The 18,765-nt window shown below is 62.9% G+C and carries 17 protein-coding genes; 11 read left to right on the top strand and 6 right to left on the bottom strand.

Annotated elements, in window-relative coordinates:
• Positions 1-148: 148 nt before the first annotated feature.
• Entirely contained in the window at positions 149-352 is a 204-nt protein-coding gene (locus H7A13_08670; protein MCP5333416.1) for a heavy-metal-associated domain-containing protein, read from the top strand.
• 122 nt (positions 353-474) lie between these two features.
• Here the strand turns inward: H7A13_08670 and H7A13_08665 are convergent, their stop codons facing one another.
• The 6 genes from H7A13_08665 to adhP form a co-directional block, all read right to left on the bottom strand.
• Entirely contained in the window at positions 475-750 is a 276-nt protein-coding gene (locus H7A13_08665) for a DUF1622 domain-containing protein (protein ID MCP5333415.1), read from the bottom strand.
• Positions 751-873: 123 nt separating this feature from the next.
• Complete coding sequence (locus tag H7A13_08660) at positions 874-1,677, bottom strand: cytochrome C (protein ID MCP5333414.1); 804 nt, start codon at positions 1,675-1,677, stop codon at positions 874-876.
• Positions 1,674-2,363: a hypothetical protein gene (locus H7A13_08655; GenBank protein MCP5333413.1), complete on the bottom strand. Its 690-nt coding sequence runs from the start codon at positions 2,361-2,363 to the stop codon at positions 1,674-1,676. Before H7A13_08655 ends, H7A13_08660 begins: the two co-directional genes overlap by 4 nt.
• Positions 2,364-4,385: a 2Fe-2S iron-sulfur cluster binding domain-containing protein gene (locus H7A13_08650; protein MCP5333412.1), complete on the bottom strand. Its 2,022-nt coding sequence runs from the start codon at positions 4,383-4,385 to the stop codon at positions 2,364-2,366. It abuts the gene before it with no gap.
• A 15-nt stretch (positions 4,386-4,400) separates the two neighbouring features.
• Entirely contained in the window at positions 4,401-4,940 is a 540-nt protein-coding gene (locus tag H7A13_08645) for a hypothetical protein (protein ID MCP5333411.1), read from the bottom strand.
• A 327-nt stretch (positions 4,941-5,267) separates the two neighbouring features.
• Positions 5,268-6,308 (bottom strand): alcohol dehydrogenase AdhP, encoded by a 1,041-nt coding sequence (adhP, locus tag H7A13_08640; protein MCP5333410.1) that lies wholly within the window; start codon positions 6,306-6,308, stop codon positions 5,268-5,270.
• Positions 6,309-6,725: 417 nt separating this feature from the next.
• Between adhP and H7A13_08635 the strand changes: the two genes are divergently transcribed.
• The 10 genes from H7A13_08635 (at position 6,726) to H7A13_08590 (ending at position 18,762) form a co-directional block, all read left to right on the top strand.
• Complete coding sequence (locus H7A13_08635; GenBank protein ID MCP5333409.1) at positions 6,726-7,085, top strand: hypothetical protein; 360 nt, start codon at positions 6,726-6,728, stop codon at positions 7,083-7,085.
• A 297-nt stretch (positions 7,086-7,382) separates the two neighbouring features.
• Positions 7,383-8,660, top strand: a complete 1,278-nt coding sequence (locus H7A13_08630; GenBank protein MCP5333408.1) for a TolC family protein — start codon at positions 7,383-7,385, stop codon at positions 8,658-8,660.
• A complete protein-coding gene (locus H7A13_08625) occupies positions 8,657-9,895 on the top strand; it encodes an efflux RND transporter periplasmic adaptor subunit (protein MCP5333407.1) in 1,239 nt (412 codons plus the stop codon). Before H7A13_08630 ends, H7A13_08625 begins: the two co-directional genes overlap by 4 nt.
• Before the next feature lies 1 nt (position 9,896).
• Positions 9,897-13,328, top strand: a complete 3,432-nt coding sequence (locus H7A13_08620) for an efflux RND transporter permease subunit (GenBank protein MCP5333406.1) — start codon at positions 9,897-9,899, stop codon at positions 13,326-13,328.
• Between the two features lie 186 nt (positions 13,329-13,514).
• Positions 13,515-13,982 carry a DUF411 domain-containing protein gene (locus H7A13_08615; GenBank protein MCP5333405.1) on the top strand — a complete coding sequence of 156 codons (468 nt, stop codon included), beginning with the start codon at positions 13,515-13,517 and terminating at the stop codon, positions 13,980-13,982.
• 61 nt (positions 13,983-14,043) lie between these two features.
• Positions 14,044-14,319: a heavy-metal-associated domain-containing protein gene (locus H7A13_08610; GenBank protein MCP5333404.1), complete on the top strand. Its 276-nt coding sequence runs from the start codon at positions 14,044-14,046 to the stop codon at positions 14,317-14,319.
• 23 nt (positions 14,320-14,342) lie between these two features.
• Positions 14,343-14,729, top strand: a complete 387-nt coding sequence (gene copC, locus H7A13_08605; GenBank protein ID MCP5333403.1) for a copper homeostasis periplasmic binding protein CopC — start codon at positions 14,343-14,345, stop codon at positions 14,727-14,729.
• 15 nt (positions 14,730-14,744) lie between these two features.
• The gene (copD, locus tag H7A13_08600; GenBank protein MCP5333402.1) at positions 14,745-15,689 is read left to right on the top strand and encodes a copper homeostasis membrane protein CopD; all 945 of its coding nucleotides are present in this window, start codon (positions 14,745-14,747) and stop codon (positions 15,687-15,689) included.
• 87 nt (positions 15,690-15,776) lie between these two features.
• Positions 15,777-17,048 (top strand): TolC family protein, encoded by a 1,272-nt coding sequence (locus H7A13_08595; GenBank protein MCP5333401.1) that lies wholly within the window; start codon positions 15,777-15,779, stop codon positions 17,046-17,048.
• Positions 17,049-17,073: 25 nt separating this feature from the next.
• On the top strand, positions 17,074-18,762 hold the full coding sequence (locus H7A13_08590) for an efflux RND transporter periplasmic adaptor subunit (GenBank protein MCP5333400.1): 1,689 nt from the start codon (positions 17,074-17,076) through the stop codon (positions 18,760-18,762).
• Positions 18,763-18,765 lie beyond the last annotated feature (3 nt).

The following is an 18,765-nucleotide window of genomic DNA, read 5'->3' as shown; positions in this document are numbered from 1 at the left end:
CCTTTTTGGAACTGATTTATCAGTCTTACAGCGTGATGCTTCCAACGATGGGAAGGTCAACACCCCTTACAGAACTTTCGCCTAACCGTTGACCTTCCAACGATAGGAAGGTTCATACTGGTAGATACCAGACCGATAGGAGGTTCCCATGCAGAAGTTCCACATCCAGAACATGACCTGCGGCGGCTGCGTTCGCGGTGTCACACGAGCCATTCAATCCGCCGATCCTGCTGCACAGGTTCATGCCGACCCAGCCAGTAGGAAGGTGGACGTCGTCTCCGAGCAACCGAGTGCGGTGCTGCAAGCCGCGCTGACGAAAGCTGGCTACCAAGCAGTCGGGATCGATTCGTAACAGACACGCAACGGCTTCACCGGGGGGCGCCCGCAACGCCGAGGTGGGCGGCAACCAAGCGCCGGCTGCTCTCCACCCGACAGCACAGTCGACAGACAAAGCTCTTGAGGGCAGCCGATCGCTCAATCCGATGGGCGTGCACGGTCAGGCTCCTCTGGCCGACAACGCTGCCATGGCCAACTCCCCTCAATCTCGATTTGCAAGGCGACACTGAGGAAAGTCCGAATGAGGACGATCAGTCCAAGTACCGCCACACCTCGCAACGTGGGCTCGATCGCGACTGTTCGTATGATGTCGCCAGCTACCAGGAATTCGAGACCCAATACGATCGCACCGCCCAACTCCTGACGCAGCGAACGGTAACGGGCGGTGTACTCAAGCGCCTTGTGAATGATCATGAACCGGCTGCACGCCAAGATGCTGCCCACTGTGATCACGGCGACACCGACCAGCTCGAAGCCCACTACGATCAGTTCGATTGCTGCGTGAGGCGCATCTAGATTCACCGGGGCCTCCGCGAGTCAATGGTGGTCATAGATACCAACCCCCCGGATGTCGTTCCACGATGTGGTCTGATGGCACAAGTAGCACTGCTCCGGTTCCGCGTTTCTCACACCCGCTATTGGCTGTGACATCATGCGGAAATGCTCCTTGTAGTGACTAAGCGGCGCGAGGTGGCACTCGCCGCACACGGTGGAGCTCGGCAACGGGTGCCGATAGTCAGCAATTGACCAGGTGGCCGTGCCGTGGCACGTGGCGCAATCGTTGCCGAAGACCTGGGTATGCGGATCGGTGGTCTTGTGGCAACTCGCGCAGTCCAGCAGCGTCTCCTTGTAGGTCATGCCACTGGCGAATCTGCGGCTTCCCAGCAGGGTCTCCGATCGGTGCGCCTTCAGGTGCGAGAGCAGTACTGCGCCTTCATGGCCCTGTGGAGCGCGTTCGAGTTGCCGCAATATGATGCCGGCCAGCGCGGCGTGGTCCATGCCTCGCAGGCTATGTCCGGCGTCATGCTCCTTGTGGCAGGCCACGCAGTTGCTTGTCTCGGCGATATTGGCATGGAATGCCGTCGGTTGGCGCTGGACCAGAACAGTCTCATTTGCATGGCAGGCGACGCAGGTCGCATCCTCCAGGCCCTTCACCGGCGTGTGGCACGCCGTACAATCCTCCTTCAGGAACGCATGCGCGCTGGACAGTGGACCCGGCGAGGCCATGTTCTGCCACGTCGCGGCTCGCTGCGTCTGCGGCACGTACTTCCACAGGGCGAATGCCAGCACCGGCGCTAGTACCGCGAGCAGCGCGGCGATGATTTTTCCCTTTCGACTCATCTGAACCAACGCAGCCCGAAGTAGATGCCGGCCCAGATGTGCAGCGCCAGCAGCAGATAGAAGATGATCGAGAACGCGATATGCGCCGACAGCCAGGCGTTGAACAGCTTGCGTACTCGCCCCTGGAACTGGACCGAGTACTGCAGATCGGCAGCAGCGGACACCAGCGGGAGCAGCTCGGCGGCGGCCTTGACCGTGCCGGCACCGTCCGCTGCCAGTCCCTGCGCGTAGGTCCAGTACTGGCCATCCAGGGAACGCCACAGGCCGTCGAGCTGCGCCTTCCTCTCGCGAATGTTCTCGGCGACGTAGCGTAGGTAGTACTGGCCAATGAACCCGGTGAGCACGCTCAGCAGCATCGACGCCGTCAGCGCAACGCCAAGCACACTCTGGAACTTGTGGCCGCTATGAATGATGGCCAGCAGTGCACCTATCAAGCCAAAATAGACGTGCGCCTGCAGCAACGAGCCGAAGCTGTGCTTCTTGGTGAACGCGCGACGCAGCTTGGCGCTGCGTTTCACCACCGTGTAGACGAGCGGCACGAGCATGCACGCAGCACCGACGACACCGAACACTCCGCCGAGAAGGCTTCCGGCGAAGAACGGAGAGCGGTGCACCAGGAAGCCCAGCCATAAGACCGCCAGCACCGAGAAGATGATCGTCGCGACGATGCGATCCTGCTTGCCCATCTACGCATCCACCGAGATGTCGGCCGACGCCTTCGCTTGGCACGCCAGGATCATGCCGGAGGAGCGATCGAGCGGGGTCAGACTGTCGTCCACTTCCATGGTGACCTCACCAGACAGCAGCTTCACCTTGCAGATGCCGCAGTAGCCCTGCCGGCAGGCGTACTCGATCGGGACGCCTGCTTCTTCGGCGGCCTCAAGGACGGTTTGGCCGACAGCCAGCGGCGCCTTTTTCCCGGACCGCTCGAAGTTACAGGTAACGGCCGTCGCCGTATCGCCTGACGACGCCGCCAAGCCGGGGGCCGTGGGCTTCGGCGGGCTCAGGAACAGCTCGGAATGAACCACCGCCGGGTCGATGCCCAGCTTGCCCAGTTCGTTGCGGACGGCGTCCATCATCACCAGCGGACCGCACAGGTGAATGCGGCGCGAACGGATCTCCGGAATCTGCCCCAGCAATTCAGCGGTGATGAACCCACGCGGGCCGGTCCACGCCTCCGATGACTCGTCGCTCAGCACAAAGGACACATGCAGGTTCGGATGGCGGCGTGCGAGGTGGTTCAGTTCCTCGCGGAAGATCACGCTTTCCAGATCCTTGCAGGCGTAGACCAGATCGATCCGCCCGTTCCAGCTCTGGTCGGTCAAATAACGGATCGAACTCATCAATGGCGTGATACCAACGCCACCGCTCAGGAACACCACGCTGTCGGACTCGATCCCGCGGAAGGTGAAGCGGCCATACGGACCGGAGATGTCGAGCAGATCGCCTTCCTTGACCTGTTCGTGGAGATAGCCCGAGACGACGCCGCCGTATTCGTGCTTGACGGTCAGGTCGCACCAGCCATGGCAACAGGGCGAGGAAGCAATCGAATACGAGCGCCTGACCTGACTCTCGCCCGAGGGAACCGATAGGGTGAGGAACTGGCCGGGCTCGAATTGGAACGGCAACGCGCCCACGCCGTCCACCGGCGCGAGGCGGAAGGTCTTGACCTTGGGTGTCTCCTCGAAGATGCGGGCGACCCGCAGTTTTCCGACCCAACTGCCCAAGGGGGACACGGGCGCACGCGCCTGCAGGCTGCCGTCGATCGGTGAGGCCAAAGGTGTCGGTGCCGCGGGGACAGGCCTGCCTCCAGTAGGAGGGGGTACCGCCGAGGGGGGCGGAGAGGTCGGCGCCCCAGTGCGCAGGGTGGCCAAGACCGCCTGTGTGCGCCGGTTGCGCGCAACGATCATCCATGTCGCCAACACTGCAAAGGACGCCAGCAGCGCCATGGTGAAGTAGTGGAAGCCCGACAGGCCAAAAACGCCGTGTGCCGGTGCGGTCACCAGAGGATCGGTGAGGTTCATCTCACGCCGAAACCATTCCAGCGCGATACCGCGCGGCGACTGCCCTTCGGCCAGCGCGCGATAGGCGGACAATCCGTTGTTGACCTGTACCAACGCCACACGCATGCGATCGGCGATCTCCTGCATCCCCGCGACATCGTTACTCTGGACCGCCTGTGACGCCTCGGACGACAGGGACACCAGCGCCTGAATGCCCTCGTGCATTCGGTGGTGCGCAAGCTGCTCGACGCTGGCGCGCCGCTCTGGCGGCAAGTCCGGCAACGCCATGAGTTGTGGATACAACAGCTTGTCGATGCGTCGGTCGCGGCCGCATTCGTCTCCACGGCAACCCCGCATCATGTCCTCCATCATCGCGCTCATGGAGCCACGCATCATGTCGCCCATACCGCCCATCGGACTGCCGCCAGCCGCGTCCGGGTGATGCGCGGCATGATCGTCGTCGCCCGTGGGTGCGCCAACCGATGGCGTTTCGCCCATCGGCATGCCGTCCATTGAATCGCTGCCTGGCGTCGATGAGATGCCGACATCAGCCGACGGCTGCGCTGTCACGGTCCCGTCTTGCTCCGGGTGATGCGCGTCATGGTCGTCGGTGGTCTGCGCAACGCTCGTGCCGCACGCCAGCAGGAACATCACCGCCGCCTGGGCAGTGATTCGTCTCCAGTTCACAACCTTTCCCGTCGCCATGGCGGGTGGCCCCCCTTACATATGTCCCGGCCTCCTATTCATGCCGCCTCCCATGCTCGAATCCATTTGCTGCATGGTGGATTCAACCTGCTGCATTTGCATATCGGAGTGCCCCATGTGTTGCTCCATCTGTTCGATGTGCTGCTGCATCTGTTCCATGTGCTGTGCCATGGCGGCCATGTCGATCGTCGTGGACGAATCCCCGCTCTTCACCTTCATGGCTTGCTGGTGCATCTGCGTGCTCTTTTCCTGCATCTGCCGACCCATGGCCTCCATGGCCTGACCTTGCTCCCTCATCTTGGTTGCCGCGTCCTCCATGCGCGCAGCCATATCGCCGGGTGACGCATGCGCACCATGCGAGGCCGTGGATTGGGGGCTGGTGGCCTGTGCGGCCGGGGCATGGGCAGGCGCGTCGGGAGCGGCGGACGGCTGCCCCATGCTCATACCTCCACCGTGGCGCTTCATGTCGTCATCGCTGAAAGCTGGAGCAGCAAATACAGCACCGATAATGCAGGCCATGGCGAGTGTTGGACGAAAATGAAAATAGTGCTTCATGACAGCCTCCGATCAGTTAGCGACGAGTACCTAGAGAATCCGACAAGCGCCATGCAATGCCCATGGCAAAGTAAGCCGGCCACCACGCACCCGGATTCTTACGGAGGGAGTCTAGAGAGAAGAAACTGTCGCTGGCATGACCCGGTAATTACAAACCCGCAATCATCTCGTCATGTTTCTGCGCGTCAAACGGGGCATCTGTGAAGCTTCGACTCCGCCATGGCGCAGCGATATTTCAGGCGTCCGGCGCGCACCATAAGCACAGCGGTTTGACTGCCAGAGCGCCGATACCAACAAGGCCCAGGCGTCGAGATATTTAGGCGTTTTCTACTCGGATGAGCCTTGATCCATGTCAATCACAATGCGCCCCTCGATGTCGCCCCGGCGCATGCGCGCGAACACATCATTGACGTTGTTGAGCTGTTCGGTGTGCACGGTCGCGCGTACCTTTCCTTCGTGGGCGAAGGTGAGCGCTTCCTGAAGGTCTAGGCGGGTTCCGACGATCGATCCTCTGACCGTGATGCCGTTCAGCACTGTGTCGAAGATCGAGAGCGGGAAGTCGCCAGGCGGCAGGCCGTTGAGCGCTACCGTACCGCCACGGCGCACCATGCCAAGCGCCTGTTGAAAAGCCTTCGGCGATACTGCTGTAACCAGCACGCCCTGGGCGCCGCCGACCTCCTTCTTGATGATGGCGGTTGGATCACCATCGCGAGCGTTTACCGTCAAGGCCGCGCCGAGATTTGAAGCCAGCGCCAGCTTGCGATCATCTACATCGACCGCGACGACGTTCAGGCCCATGGCTCTGGCGTACTGCACCGCCATGTGGCCCAGACCGCCAATACCCGAGATGACGACCCAATCGCCGGCTTTAGTGTCCGTCACCTTCAGCCCCTTGTACACCGTAAGACCCGCACACAAAACTGGTGCGATTTCGACGAATCCAACGTTATCAGGGAGGCGGCCTACATAGTTAGCATCGGCAACGACGTATTCGGCGAAGCTACCATTGACGGAGTAGCCAGTATTGAGCTGCTGTTCGCACAGCGTTTCCCACCCGCCCAGGCAGTGGACACAATGGCCGCACGCAGTATACAGCCAAGGCACGCCGACCCGGTCACCTTCCTTGAGGTGTGCCACCCTGGAACCGACGGCGGCGACATAACCAGCGCCCTCATGCCCCGGAATGAAGGGCGGCGTCGGTTTGATCGGCCAGTCGCCCTCGGCGGCGTGGAGATCAGTGTGGCAAACGCCAGAAGCAGCAATCTTCACGAGGATCTGGCCGGGTCCCACGCTGGGCACAGGAACTTCCTCAATGGTGAGTGGTTCGCCAAAGGCGCGAACGACGGCCGCTTTCATCGTGTTTTGCATGATCTTAGTTCCTCTTACGTGGTTCGGTGTCGACCCCGATCGCAGCGCCCAGCTCACGGCCTGATGAGTGCTACGCACTGCACTCCCAAGAGTCGGTCTATAGACGAATTCGAGTTATGGAACGGATTTTACGAAGACGAATCTGTCGCCAGCATGACTGCACAATTACGGTGCTGCAATTCCCCTGTCATGCCTTTCTTGCTCCCAGATAGTGCGATTTTTTGCCTTTCGCACCACGATAGAGCCTTGATCAAGCTGTTTTCAGTGCTGCATTTAAAAATGTCATAACGATGACAGAAATGTAATTGGTGGGTCATCCATGTGACAGCAACCGCTGCCCAAGCTGACTCGGCGTTATCCGCACCAACCGTTAACCCTGTACAACACCCCCCGTTAGGAGGAACACCTATGAAACCTATGAAAGCACCCTGGATGGTCTTGGTGGCAGCACTTTTTGCCTTCGCCGCTCCCCTGCATGCGCAGCCGGCAGAGGAGCCCATCGTCAAACTTCTCAACGAAATGTCTGAAAAGCCCGAGCATCATCTGGCCATCGCCGTCTACTACCGCACGCTGGCCGCCGAAGCGCGGACGGAAGTGGAAAAGCATGAAGCCATGCGCAATACCTATCGGCACGACCACCAGAAGCTCAAAACCGGTGTGCCGGCAAGACAGTCGATGACGAGGCATTGTGATCGCCTGATCGAACTCCACCGGGAAACCGCCACGGAGTACGAAGAACTCGCGAAATTGCACGAAGCTGAAGCAGCGGCACCTTGACAGCCTAAGAGCAATGCTCCGCCCAACAGAGGACGGCACTGAGGGGCGGAGCATCCTTCTTGCGGACAAGTCCGCCTGCTACTCGCGAAGCCAAAAGCCTGCGCACAAGGCATCACGGAATGACCGCGCCAAGTATCCATAAAGGCGATTGGTGCATGCACAGTACGGAATGCAACGCTGGCGGAACTCACGTCTTCGTCCACTCATGAGCGCTACGACCAGTCTTCTCGCTCCGATCGCACCCGATTCGCAACTCATCGGAGGTCGGCCACCGGAGGCGCAATGAAAAAATAACAGGTGTCCATCGTGATACGTCAGACTCGCACTCACATTCTCGCACCTCTGGTCCTGGTCGCTTCAATCGCGAGCGCCGCGGCTGCGGATGTTGCGCTGCCGGACCCGTTGCGACTCGCTGATGTGACGTCCGTGGCCCTGCGCAATCGAGCCGAAGTCTCCGCCGCCACCGCCCAGGCGGACGCGCTGGCCGAGAGGCCCGCGATCGTTTCGGCGCTCGAAGACCCGATGATTACCACCTCCATCGGCTACCCCGACGAAAGCATGATGGGGGTTGACCGACGATACGACCGCAGCATCTCGATCGAACAACGCTTTCCCCTGTCACGGGTGCGTTCGCATCGCCGGGCCGTGGCGCTCGCCGATGCGGACCGGGCCAGGGCGCGGGCGGACGCCACCGGACTCGACGTGGTGCTCGATGCACGGCGCAGCTTCTTCATGCTGCTTGAGCGGCGCCGCATGCAACGGATCGTCGACGAACAGATGGCACTCGCCGAGCAGCTCGTCAGCGTGGCGGCCAACCGTTACGCCAGCGGCACCAGCACGCAGGCGGATGTCTTGGGCGCCGAAGTGGAAGTCGCGCGTCTGCAAGCCGAGCAACAGGCATTGCTGGCGCAGATTCGGGGGGCTGAAGCGATGCTCAACGCCAGTATGGGACGGCCCGCCGATGCGCCGATCCCGGCATTGGAACACGACCCTTATCTGGAGGAGCCGGCATCGCAGGCCGACGTGCTGCACCAAGCGTCCACCAACCGTCCGGAACTTGCCGCCGGCAGCGCGGAAGTGAATCGGGCCAAGGCCGAGGTCCATGTCATGCGTTCCATGTACAGGCCGATGGGCATGGTCAGTGTCGGACGTGCCTCGACGATGATGACAGGCGACGAAACGATGCTGATGGTCGGCATCAGCGTACCGATCTGGCGCAACAGCCTGCGTTCCGGTGTCAACGAGGCGCTCGCCATGCAGCGCATGGCGGATGCCGACCTGATCGCCATGCGCAGCATGGTGGCCGGCGAAGCCCTGGCCGCCCGAGAGGAAGTCAATGCCGTGCAGACCCAGGCGCGAGTGCTGCGGGCGGAAGTCGTGCCCCGTGCAGAGGCGGCGACCGAGGCTGCACTGGCGAGCTACGCCTCCGGGCAAGGCACGCTGATCGCCGTGATCGAGTCCGCGCGGGCGCTGTGGGACGTGCAGGCGGAGCAGATCATGGTCGAAGCGGCGGTCGGCGAGGCCTGGGCCAATCTGGATCGGGCCACGGGTACGCTTCGGGAGGTAAGCCAATGACCGACATTCGCCGACGGACCCTGCTCGCGAGCGCCCTGATCCCGGTCGGGTTGCTGGCCGTGATGCTGTATATCCAGGATCAACGACAGGGTTGGCCCTTCTCGCGGCATACCGCGCATACCCCGGCCGTCTCACAGGCCGCCCCGCAGCCGGCCGGAGAGAGCGCCAGCGACTTGCTCTCGGCACGTGCCCCGGTCGATATGTCAGCGCGGCAGATCGAAATGCTGGGCGTACAAACCGAGTTGGTCGACACACAAAGGCTCGACGATCCGATGCGCGCCGTGGCCACCGTCGTCGCCGACGAATCGCGTGTCATTCATGTGCATACGCGGGTGTCGGGATGGCTGGAAGAACTGTATGTGAACACCACCGGGCAACAGGTGCGCGCCGGTCAGCCGCTGGGCGGTGTGTTCTCGCAGGAGCTGTATTCCTCCCAGAGCGAGTACCTTTCGGCGTTGCGTCGCGCAGCAGGCAGCGGTCCGGCCAGCGCCGTTCTGAATGCCGCGCGCACCCGCCTGACATTGCTCGGCATGAGCGACGCGGAGATCGCCCGCATCGAGGACACCGGCGAAGTGCGCCGCTTGGTCACGATCGCGGCGCCGATCAACGGTGTCGTGCTGAACCGCGGCGTCACCCAGGGCACCGCGATCGATCCGTCCACTGAAATCCTCACCATTGCCGACCTGTCACGGGTCTGGGTGATCGCCGAGGTCGCGGAGGGCGATGCGGCGCACCTCAGCACCGGATCGACGGCCACGCTGAGCTTCCCGACGTCCGGCCGCGAGCCTTTCACTGCCGACGTGGAATTCGTCTATTTGACGCTCACCGAGCGCACTCGGACGGTGCGCGTGCGCATGAGTGTCCCGAACACCGACGGGCGATTGCGTCCCGGCATGTACGGCAGCGGCCAGTTCCAGGTCGCGACTCGGGACGCGCTCACCGTGAAGCGCGATGCGGTCATCGACACCGGCCAGACCCAACACGTGTTCGTGCACACGCCGGAGAACCTGTTCGAGCCCCGCCCTGTCAGGATCGGCGCCCGCTTCGCGGATCGGGTGGAGATCCTCGACGGGCTGGAGATTGGTGAGCACGTGGTGACCTCGGGCGTCTTCCTGATCGACTCGGAAAGCCGGCTGCGCGCCTCCGGCGGCGGGCACTTCGGCCACGGCGGTCAATCCGGCCCTGCGCAGGACGAAACCGGCCGTGCCGGCGAACACGACGAGCATTCGCACTGACATGATCGAGCGCATCATTGAATGGTCCGCCACGCACCGCTGGGTAGTCCTCGGTGTGACGCTCATGCTGGCACTGTGGGCCGCCGACTCCATCCGCAAAACGCCGCTCGACGCGCTGCCCGACCTGTCCGACCCGCAGGTGATCGTCTTCACCGACTGGATGGGGCGCAGCCCGGATCTGGTCGAGGACCAGATCACCTATCCGCTGGTGCGCGCGCTGCAGAGCACGCCGGGCGTACAAGTCGTGCGCGGCTACTCCATGTTCGGCATGAGTTTCGTCTACGCCATCTTCGACGACGACACCGACATCTACTGGGCGCGTACCCGCGTGCTCGAACAGACCGGGCAGGTGCAGCAGCAGCTTCCCGCCGGTGTATCGCCGACCCTCGGGCCGGACGCCAGCGGCGTGGGCTGGGTCTACCAGTACGTGCTGGAGGACACTTCCGGCAGCCTGGACCTGGCCGAGCTGCGCGCCCTGCAGGACTTCACCGTGCGCCCGGCCTTGCAGGGCGTCCAGGGTGTCGCCGAGGTCGCCTCGCTGGGCGGTTTCGAGCGCCAGTACCAGATACTGCTCGATCCAGACCGGCTGGTTGCCTATGGCATCACGCCGCTGGACGTCTCGCGCGCCGTGCGCGATGCCAACGTCGAGGTCGGCGCGCGCGTGCTGGAGATGGGCGGCCGCGAGTACGTGCTGCGCGGTCGCGGTTACGCCAGGACACTCGACGATCTCGAACAGAGCGTAGTCGCGGTGACCGCCGGCGGCGTGCCGGTGCGGGTTCGCGATGTGGCGACCGTGCAGTTCGGCCCGGAGATCCGGCGCGGTGCTGCGGACTACAACGGCATCGGCGAGGCGGTCGGCGGCATTGTCGTGATGCGCATCGGCTCCAACGCGCTCGATGTGATCCGTGCGGTTGAGGCACAGATCGAAACGCTCCCCCTGCCGCCCGGTGTGCGGCTGGTTCCCACCTACGACCGTTCTGGTCTGATTCTCGATTCGGTCGCGACCCTGCGCGCGACCTTGATCGAACAAGGGACCATCGTCGTCATCATTTGCCTGATCTTCCTGCTGCACGTGCGCTCGGCCCTGATCGTGCTCGTCATCCTGCCACTGTCGGTGTTGATGTCGTTCATCGTCATCCGTTATCTCGGCCTGTCGATCAACATCATGTCTCTGGGCGGCGCCGCCATCGCGATCAGCGAACTGACCGATGCGAGCGTCGTGCTGATCGAGCGCGCCCACAAGCGACTCGCGGAAAATTCCAGGCCCGAAGACCGGGTGCGCATCATTATCGAGTCATGCAAGGAAGTCGGTCGCCCCATTTTCTATTCCCTGCTGCTGGTGACGGTGAGCTTCCTGCCCGTCTTCGCCCTGACCGGCCAGTCGGAAAAGCTGTTCTCGCCGCTGGCCTACACCAAGACACTGGCGATGTTCTCGGCCGCGGTGCTGTCGATCACGCTGGCACCGCCGCTGATGGTCTGGCTGCTGAAAGGCCGCTTCCGCTCCGAGACGCAGAATCCCGTCAATCGTGTATTGACCGCTCTCTACCGGCCAATCGCGGGCATGGCGGTGCGCCGGCGCGTGGCAGTATCGATCACCGCCGCACTGGTCATGCTGGCCACGATTCCGGCGTTCATGCACCTGGGCTCGGAATTCATGCCGCCGCTGGACGAGGGATCGCTGCTGGTGATGCCGACGACCTTTCCGGGCATTGCCATCGAGGAAGCCCGGCGTGCGTTGAATGCGCAGCACCGCATCATCATGGAGTTCGACGAAGTGGCCAGCGTGCACGGCAAGACCGGCCGCGCGGAAACGGCCACCGACCCGGCGCAGTTGGACATGAACGAATCGGTGGTCACACTGAAACCGCGCGACGCTTGGCCGCTGCTGCCGACCGAACGCTGGTACAGCGGCTGGGCGCCGGAATGGCTGCAAACCGGCCTGCGCAGGGTCTGGCCGGATCAGCGCTCTCGCACCCTGTCCGAACTGGCGCGCGACCTCGACACCGCGTTGCAAATGCCCGGCTACCAGATAGCCATCGCGCCCCCCATCCGCACCCGCATCGACATGCTCACCACCGGCGTGCGCACCCCGGTCGGCATCAAGGTGTTCGGCCCCGACCTGGAGGGCATCGAGCGGATGAGTCTGGAACTCGAAGGGATGCTGCGGCAGGTGCCGGGCACCCGCAGCACCTTCGCCGAGCGCCAGAGTGGACGCGAGTACATCGACATCGTGCCCGACCGCGACGCCATCGCGCGCTACGGCCTGAGCGTGCGCGACGTTCACGACCTGGTGGAAACCGCCGTCGGCGGCATGCCCGTGTCCACCGTCATCGACGGCCGCGCGCGCTATTCGGTCAACGTGCGCTACGCCGCCGATTTCCGCGACGATCCGCACGCCTTGCAGACACTTCTGGTGCCGATCCCGGCCGCCGAATCCCTGTCCTTCGTCGGTGCCGGCGGTACCGGCCGCGGCAGCTCGCCGGCCGCACGCTCACAGGTGCAATCGCGGGGCGGAGGGATGGACGCCATGGGCATGGGCGGTGGTGGCACGGGGAGCATGGACGGCATGGGAACCGGCGCGGCCGCCGGCCCGATGGATGCGCCGGCCAGCGCCGGCAACCTGTGGGAACAGGGATTACAGGCTGGCACGGCAGTGCCACTCCGCGCGCTGGCCGACGTGCGTGTGGTCACCGGCCCACCGATGATCCGCAACGAGAACGGCACGCTGGTGGGCTACGTGTTCGCCGACTTCGACAGCGCCCAGCGCGACATGGGCGGTTGGGTCAACGACGCCAAGGCCGTCGTGGACCAGCAGCTCCGCTTGCCGCCGGGCTACCGGATCGAATGGACGGGGCAGTACGAGTTCATGGAGGAACTGCAGGCCAATTTGCAGACCGTGATTCCACTGACACTGATTCTGGTCATCGGCCTGCTGTACCTGTCCCTGCGCGATTGGGCGCAGACCTGGCTGGTGCTGCTGACCGTGCCGTTCTCGGTCGCGGGCGGCATCTGGCTGCTGGCGCTGCTCGACTACAACCTGTCGACCTCCGCCTGGGTGGGCTTGATCGCGGTCGGTGGGGTCGCGGCGCAGACCGGCATCGTGGTGATGGTCTATCTCGACCGGGCCTATCGCGACGCGTTCGCACAGGGTCGCCTGCGATCCGGGCAGGACGTGGACGCGGCGGTGATCGACGGCGCCCTGAAATGCCTGCGCCCGATGCTGATGACCGTGGTGACCACCACTTTCGGGCTGATGCCGCTGCTGTGGAAGTCGGACGTCGGTGCCGACATGTCGGCGCGCATCGCGGCACCCGTCGTGGGCGGGATGTGGTTCTGCATGTTCCTCACCCTGCTGGTGCTGCCGGCGGCCTATGCCATCTGGTGTCACTGGCAGTTCAGCCACTCTCCATCCGGCGCTGAGGCCATGTCCTAGTCTGATCACCGCGCGAAGCTCACCTGGATGATATGCAGATGACGTGAATGTAATGATCGAGTCATCTGTCTGACAGTGGCTGCTCCCTAGCATCGAAAACAAAGTGCATAGTGCATGCGGGAACGAATCATGACCAAGCCCGTGAATCTCTGTGTCAAATCATTTAGAGAGTCTAAAGAGCCGAGCATGATGAATTTCGACATCAAACGCCGTACCTGGTTGGCAGGCTTGTTCCTTCTTTCCATGGTCGGCGGAGGCGCGGCGATCGCATCGGAGCTGATCGCCGAAGTCTGGAAAGACCCCAACTGTGGTTGCTGCCACGAATGGGTCCAGCACCTTGAAGAAGCCGGCATCCAAGTGCGCACCTTCGATACTGGCAACACCGCCATACGGGAGCAGCTTGGTATCGCCAGACAGTTTGGCTCCTGCCATACAACCAGGATCGGCGGTTATGCCATCGAAGGCCACGTACCGGCCGCCGACATCAAGCGCCTGCTGGAAGAAAGGCCCGACGCAATCGGCCTGGCCGTTCCCGGTATGCCGATCGGGTCACCCGGCATGGACGGCCCGATCTACGGCAACCGCAAAGACCCCTACGACGTCCTGCTGATCCACGTCGATGGCAGCACCAGCGTCTATCAAGACTATCGCTGATCGATGCGATGAAACGGCCAATGTCCCCGGTGACCTTCGGGATCAAGAGGAGAACACAGTCATGAACACAGTAGATCTCGACGTCCAGGGTATGAGCTGCGGCTCATGTATCGCGAAAGTCACCGATGCGCTGAAAGCGCTGCCGGGAGTCGATGCCGTGGAAGTGCATTTGACCACCGGCCGCGTTCAAGTTCGAGGCAACTTCGATCAAGGCAACGATCGGCTGCTGTCGACGTTGCAACAGGCCGGGTATCCCGCGCGTCTGGCAAGCGGCGACACCCTGTCCAGCCAATCAACAGGAGGCGGCGGCCGAAGTTGCTGCAGCCGAAATTCTTAAACATATGAAGAGGTGTAATGCACATGAACCGTACTACCCAATTTCGCTCTCTGATTGTTGGTGCCTGTCTTGCGACCGGCTTGCTGATCACATCGGTCGCTCAGGCCCATATCTCCCTCGTCAAATCCACACCGACGGCCGATGCTGTTGTCACGACACCGCAGCAGATCGATCTCGTCTTCAGTGAACAGCTTGTACTTCGCGCCTCGCGCTTGGAGCTGAGCGTCATAAAGGACGGCGGGTTCGCAGAGAAAATCGAGCACATCGACGTTGATCTCATCAACGACGGCAAGACGCTACGCGCTACGTTGCATAGTCCCCTCGGCGTAGGCGTTTACCAGGTGCAATGGCGCGCCGTCGGTGATGACAACCATCCGATGACTGGCGAATACAGCTTCACCATCAAATGAGCGGGCGCCAACATCATGTCCAGTCTTCCCGACTACACGCTTCGGTTCATGCAGTACCTGGACTTGATGCTGCTGTTCGGATTACCGCTATTCGCGTGGTACGGTCCGGCTGCCTCAACGATCAGCGGCGATAAGCACCCCCCCCTGCCCAGATGGGCCTTGACCCAGGGGCTCCTGATCTGTGGGGTGCTCGGCTTAGCGCTGGTGGGCATTGAGATTGCGCGCAGCACGGCTGGCATCATGGGGGTCGCGGTTTCCGATCTAGCACGGGACGACTTGGCCTGGTATCTGTTCGACATCCCCGCTGGGCGCGCCGGGCTGACGCGAGCATTCCTGCTGGTTCTGCTGCTTGCTGTACTGGGCTGGCAGTCGCAGCGCGCCGAGCGCCCATTCCCCATTCGGCGAGTGACCTTGCTGGCCGGCGTGGCGCTGGTCAGCCTGGCGTGGAACGGACACGCTGCCAGTGGCGAGGGTGTAAGTGGTACGGTGCGGCTGGTGGCTGGTATGGCGCACCTGCTCGCTGCCGGCGGCTGGATCGGGGCCATCTTCGCATTGCTGATTCTGTTCGTTCGACACGGCAAGCCCGCCGCGGGTGAGGGCTTGCGCATGCAGTGGCGGGCACTGCACACCTTTTCGCGCCCAGGCGCCGTCTTTGTCGGTGTCCTGGTGGTGACCGGCATCTTTCACTACGGGGACCTGGTCGGCTGGTCCATCGCACCGCTGTTACACAGCCGGCACGGCAACCTGATGCTGCTCAAGCTGACGCTATTCGCTGCGATGCTGGGCCTCGCCGCTCTGCATCGCTGGTGGTTGGTGCCCCGGCTCGAACGTGACATCCATACCGGCGTCCCTTCGCACTCTGCACAGCACCTGCGACTGAGTGTGACCATCGAGGCGGCGATCGCGCTCCTGATTCTGGTAAGCGTAGCGGTACTCGGCACCCTCAGCCCTCATGGCTGACAACAGATGGACCAGAACCTTCGTGCGGCTGTTCAGCATGCTATGGATCATGAAGACCGGAGGCTTCCTATGCGAAATCTAGCGCGCATGCAGCGGCTCGTCGCGGCCGCACTCTTCTCGCTTAGCTTTGTACCCGCTTTCGTATGGGCACAGATCGACCCGTTAGCGAGCGCAAAGACCTTGCGTCCGGAAGCCCTCGTCGACGCAGTGCTGCAAGACAACCCACTGCTTCCCGCCGCGCAGTGGGCTTGGCAGGCCGCCGAATCGGAGATCGTGCCCGCCGGCGCGCTCGACGACCCCATGCTGTCCACCATGGTGGCGCCCAGGACCTTTGGCAAAGCCGAAATGGATCCAGGCGTCGGGATCGAGCTCTCCCAGCGTCTGCCGTGGCCCGGGAAACGCGGCTTGCGCGAAGAAATCGCGCGGTTCGAAGCGCGTGCGATCAAGCAATCTATCCCGAACACCCGTCTCGATCTGACTGAGCTGGCGAAAGCTGCATTTGCCGACTGGTACCTGGTGCATGCTGCCCTCCAAGTCAACGAGGCCAACCGTAAGCTCTGGCAAGATGTCCGTGAAATCGCTGCGATCAACTATGCCAGCGGCACCGGCAGCCAGCAGGACGTGCTGCAGGCCAACGTCGAGTATCAAATGCTGGGCCATCGCCAAGTGGTTTTGGAGCGCCAGCGGGCCGAGGTGCTAGCGCAGCTCAACCGATTACTCAACCGGACTGCGGCCGCACCGCTACCGCCTCCCGCATCGCTGGCCGACCCCAGAGACCTACAGTCGCTGGTTGACTTGCGCGCCTTGGCATTGGCACAGCGCACCGAACTGGAGGCGGCCGAAGCCGAGATCGAAGCCGACAGCGCGCGGGTCGACCTGGCCAAGCGCGAATTCTATCCCGATTTCCAACTCTCCACGGGCTACAACAGCATGTGGGACGACTCGGACATGCAATGGACGGTAGGGGTCGGTATCAACATCCCGCTCGGCCATGCGAAGCGCCACGCAGCCGTCTCTGGTGCCCGCGCCGAGGCCATGGAGAGCCGCTGGCGCCTGCAAGACCTCTCCCTTGAGATCGTCAAGGAAGTCGAGCAGGCGTATGCGCGCGTCCAGGAAGCCTACCACTTGCTTGGCCTTCACGAAGACCAGCTACTTCCCCTCGCCCGCGCCAATCTCGAAGTGGCCCGCACCGCTTATCAGGCGCGCACCGGATCGCTGGAAAGCCTACTGCGCGCCGAACGCAGCCTGTTCGAGACCGAGCTGAATTTTGAGGCGGCTCGCGCCGACTACTACCGCAATATGGCCGCCCTCGAGCGGGCCGTCGGCGGTTGGAGTCAGCCCATGGAAGCCGCGCGCTAAGGCCCTCCTTATGAGAAGTTCTCTGATGAAAAAATCCATTGTCTGGGGCGCTGTGGTTGCTGTGCTCCTGGGAGCCGTTGGCCTAGTCCTCTGGCAGGGTGGCGACCAAACCGCCGGCCAGCCGACGGCGGCTGCCGGCAAGGACGAGCCACTGTTCTACCGCCACCCGATGACGCCCTCAATTACCTCACCGGTGCCCGCCAAAGACAACATGGGCATGGACTACATCCCGGTCTATGCCGGCGACGCCGGCAGTAAGGATGACGCCTTGGTGAGCATTTCACCGGTGATGGTGAACAACCTGGGCGTGCGCACCGAGCCGGTGACCCGTGGCCCCTTGGCGCGCGAGATCGATACGGTCGGCTATGTCGATTTTGATGAGCGGTTACTGAGCTATGTCAATTTGCGGGTGGAAGGTTGGATAGAAGAGCTGCAAGTGCGCACGCGCGGTGCACATGTCAGTGAAGGCGACCTGCTGTTCAAGATCTACTCGCCCGAGCTGGAAACCGCCCAACGCGAATACCTGCAAAGTGTCTCCGGTAGCGCCACGTTGCGGGCTGCGGGTGCGCAACGCCTGCGGGCCCTGGGGTTGAACGACGCCCAAATCGAGCGCCTGACCAAGACCCGCCAAGTGGCGCCGCTGGTGCCCATTTATGCCAAGCAGGACGGCATTGTCGCTGAGCTCAACGCCCGCGAGGGGATGTTCGTGACGCCCGGTACCACCGTGATGATGCTGGCCGGCCTGGACAGCGTCTGGGTGCTCGTCGACATCTTCGAACAACACGCCGACTGGGTAAAAGTGGGCCAGAAGGCCGAAGTGCGCCTGCCTCACAAGCCCAATCGAGTATGGACGGGCGACGTGGAATTCATCTATCCCCAGCTAGATCCGCAGACCCGCACGCTGAAGGCGCGCCTGCGTTTCCTCAACTCCGAAGAGGCGCTGCGCCCGAACATGTATGCCGAGGTCACCGTGCACGCCGACCCACGTCAACGAGCGCTGAGCGTGCCCTCCGAAGCGGTGATCCACACCGGCGACGGCGCCCGCGTCATTCTGGCGCACGGCAGGGGCCGTTTTGACCCGGTACCGGTGGCAACGGGCTTTGAGTCGGGCGACCGCACCGAGATTCTCGATGGTCTCGCCGAAGGCGACCAAGTCGTTGTTTCCGCCCAGTTCCTGATTGACTCCGAGGCCAGCCTGCAAGCCAGTCTGCGCCGGATGACCGAGCCGGCAGAAACCGAAGTGAGCGCCAGTGAGGTGATATGGGCCGAAGGGCTCGTGAATAGCGTTGCGACGGATCCACCTACGCTCAACCTGAGCCACGAACCCATTCCTGAACTCGGCTGGCCGACAATGACCATGGCCTTTGCCGTTGCTGACGACGTGGATCTGGCCGCAGTGGCCCCAGGCCAGTCCCTTCGCTTTGCGCTCACGGAAGGAGCGAATGGACACGTCATCACGGCCATTGATACAGCAGCGAGCGCCGACGCCGGGATCACTGGGACGGGAACACTGAACAGGGTCGATTCGGCCACCGGCAAGGTAAACCTCAGCCACGATCCCATCCCCGCCTTGAATTGGCCCGCCATGACGATGGACTTCGCTCTGGATGAGGGTATGCCCCCGCCTGCCATCGAGCCCGGTCAGGCGGTGCGCTTCCAGCTTGAGGAAACGGATGCCGGCCTGGTCATCGTCGAACTCGATCCAGCGGAGTAACCC

The organism is Pseudomonadales bacterium (assembly GCA_024234215.1).
GTDB lineage: Bacteria > Pseudomonadota > Gammaproteobacteria > Pseudomonadales > UBA5862 > JACKOQ01.
Note: the sequence above shows the minus strand (reverse complement) of the source record. Positions and strands in the feature narration are given on the sequence as shown.

What these genes read in the sequence shown, in the direction of transcription:
- H7A13_08670 (MCP5333416.1), top strand. Translation starts at nt 149, where the DNA reads ATGCAGAAGTTCCACATCCAGAACATGACCTGCGGCGGCTGCGTTCGC.
- H7A13_08665 (MCP5333415.1), bottom strand. Translation starts at nt 750, where the DNA reads ATGATCATTCACAAGGCGCTTGAGTACACCGCCCGTTACCGTTCGCTG.
- H7A13_08660 (MCP5333414.1), bottom strand. Translation starts at nt 1,677, where the DNA reads ATGAGTCGAAAGGGAAAAATCATCGCCGCGCTGCTCGCGGTACTAGCG.
- H7A13_08655 (MCP5333413.1), bottom strand. Translation starts at nt 2,363, where the DNA reads ATGGGCAAGCAGGATCGCATCGTCGCGACGATCATCTTCTCGGTGCTG.
- H7A13_08650 (MCP5333412.1), bottom strand. Translation starts at nt 4,385, where the DNA reads ATGGCGACGGGAAAGGTTGTGAACTGGAGACGAATCACTGCCCAGGCG.
- H7A13_08645 (MCP5333411.1), bottom strand. Translation starts at nt 4,940, where the DNA reads ATGAAGCACTATTTTCATTTTCGTCCAACACTCGCCATGGCCTGCATT.
- adhP (MCP5333410.1), bottom strand. Translation starts at nt 6,308, where the DNA reads ATGCAAAACACGATGAAAGCGGCCGTCGTTCGCGCCTTTGGCGAACCA.
- H7A13_08635 (MCP5333409.1), top strand. Translation starts at nt 6,726, where the DNA reads ATGAAAGCACCCTGGATGGTCTTGGTGGCAGCACTTTTTGCCTTCGCC.
- H7A13_08625 (MCP5333407.1), top strand. Translation starts at nt 8,657, where the DNA reads ATGACCGACATTCGCCGACGGACCCTGCTCGCGAGCGCCCTGATCCCG.
- H7A13_08620 (MCP5333406.1), top strand. Translation starts at nt 9,897, where the DNA reads ATGATCGAGCGCATCATTGAATGGTCCGCCACGCACCGCTGGGTAGTC.
- H7A13_08615 (MCP5333405.1), top strand. Translation starts at nt 13,515, where the DNA reads ATGATGAATTTCGACATCAAACGCCGTACCTGGTTGGCAGGCTTGTTC.
- H7A13_08610 (MCP5333404.1), top strand. Translation starts at nt 14,044, where the DNA reads ATGAACACAGTAGATCTCGACGTCCAGGGTATGAGCTGCGGCTCATGT.
- copC (MCP5333403.1), top strand. Translation starts at nt 14,343, where the DNA reads ATGAACCGTACTACCCAATTTCGCTCTCTGATTGTTGGTGCCTGTCTT.
- copD (MCP5333402.1), top strand. Translation starts at nt 14,745, where the DNA reads ATGTCCAGTCTTCCCGACTACACGCTTCGGTTCATGCAGTACCTGGAC.
- H7A13_08595 (MCP5333401.1), top strand. Translation starts at nt 15,777, where the DNA reads ATGCAGCGGCTCGTCGCGGCCGCACTCTTCTCGCTTAGCTTTGTACCC.
- H7A13_08590 (MCP5333400.1), top strand. Translation starts at nt 17,074, where the DNA reads ATGAAAAAATCCATTGTCTGGGGCGCTGTGGTTGCTGTGCTCCTGGGA.